The 1,795-nt window shown below is 29.5% G+C and carries 1 protein-coding gene and 1 pseudogene; one reads left to right on the top strand and one right to left on the bottom strand.

Annotated elements, in window-relative coordinates; genetic code table 11:
• Positions 1 to 198 (top strand): annotated as a pseudogene (locus CAMP5082_RS08130) (YaaA family protein); the annotation flags it as partial.
• A gap of 23 nt (positions 199 to 221) precedes the next feature.
• Here CAMP5082_RS08130 and CAMP5082_RS08125 read toward each other — a convergent pair.
• On the bottom strand, positions 222 to 1,421 hold the full coding sequence (locus CAMP5082_RS08125) for a major outer membrane protein (RefSeq protein ID WP_337206420.1): 1,200 nt from the start codon (positions 1,419 to 1,421) through the stop codon (positions 222 to 224).
• Positions 1,422 to 1,795 lie beyond the last annotated feature (374 nt).

The following is a 1,795-nucleotide window of genomic DNA, read 5'->3' as shown; positions in this document are numbered from 1 at the left end:
ACCCTCACTTTTTTAAAAAATTCCAAAACTTTAAGTCACTTTGCAAAGGCTTATAGGGGTAAAATATTAAGAATACTAGCAAGTAAAAATATACATAGCAAAGAAGCTTTGCTAGAAAATCTACCTAATGATTTAAAAATAAAAGAAATTAAAATACAAGGATTAAAAGAGGAGATAATTTTAGATATAGTAAGCTAAGCCTTTTGGCTTAGCTTTTATAATTAGAATTTGTATAAAGCTTCAAGTCTGATGAATTGATCATCTCTATCATCAACGCCTTGTTGATTTAAATCTTCTGTTAAGTAAGAATAGAATCCACTAAATGTAAGTTTAGGGCTATAAGCATAAGATACTCTTGCAATATACTCATTTTTATCGATATCATTCATACCTGTTCTTTCTGTTTTACCACCAATATAATCAAATCCTAATCTTACGGTTTCAGCAAAAGTATAACCTAAACCTGCAAAATAGAAGAAGTTTTCGCCATGGCTACCTCTTAAATCACTACCTTCAGAATAGAAAATTTGTTCACCTGGAGCAATTACACTACCTTTATCTTCTAAAACAACAACACTTGTTTTATCTTTATCACCAAAGCCAACTACACCTGCTTGAAAATCAAATGCAGAAATATTTGCTTGGATTTGAGCAGCGTAGAAATTTCCATTTTCTAATCCTAAGCGATCTTCTTTGTCACTGTCTAAGCTATTTCCTAAGTATTGACCTTGGATTTTAAAGTTCATGTCATTGAATGCAAATTTATAGCTAGCATCTACTGCATATAAGAACGCCCAGTTGTTTGAATAAGCAGCCCATACTTGGAAAGCAAATGGATCAAAATCACCTAATACAGCAGCACCATAAAGAGAAGCTTTACCTAGGCTAATATTAGTATTAAAATCTCCATCATCTGTATAATTGAAGCTATCAAACCAGTAACCTGCAAAAGTTAAACCTTCGATAGAATTGTTAAGAACTTTAGCTCCTGTACCTACTGCATCATCAGTCCAAATTGAGTCAACTTCCATTTTACCGAAAAGTACATTTGTAGCATAAGCTTCGTTAGTGTATTCTAAGTAAGCTTGGTTAACAACAAATGTGCTATGAGTATCAGTTTCAGCATTTCCAAAACCAGGTTCTTTTGTATTGCCATATTGGAATTGAACAAAAGCTTTGAAATTATCATCTAAAGCTGCTTTAAAATTGATTTGTGATTTAAATCTATGTCTGTTTTCTTTAACACCATTATAACCATTAGAAACAGCATTTCCTTGTTCTAATCTATCAGATTCAAATCTGTATCTGAACATACCTGATACATCAACATCTTTTATAGCTTCTTCAAGTGAAACAGCGTTAGCTGCTGAAAAAGCACCTGCAGCCAAAGCTGCTACTAAACTAAGTTTAACTAGTTTCATGAGAATTCTCCTTATTAAAATTAAAACTATGGCTTGTATTATATCATAGTTTTATATGAGAATTCTTAAAGTAAACAAAAATATGTATTTATTGGGATATATATTTGAAGTTATAGTATGTTGTTATACTATAATTATTAGTATATAATGATTATAGTTTTAGATAATCAAACTATATTAAATTAAATCTTTAAAATTATAATTTAATTTTATTCCTAATTTTATATTTTATAAATAATCTCATTCATATTTAAAACTATATATCTTTAAAGATCTAGTAAAAACTAGATCTTTAAAAACTAAGGAGTTATCTATGAATGTTTGCTTTTACAGATGTAATTATGCTCTTTGATAGTTAATGTTTGGAAACTGGG

This window comes from Campylobacter sp. LMG 17559 (genome assembly GCF_024723605.1).
Lineage (GTDB): Bacteria > Campylobacterota > Campylobacteria > Campylobacterales > Campylobacteraceae > Campylobacter_D.
Note: the sequence above shows the minus strand (reverse complement) of the source record. Positions and strands in the feature narration are given on the sequence as shown.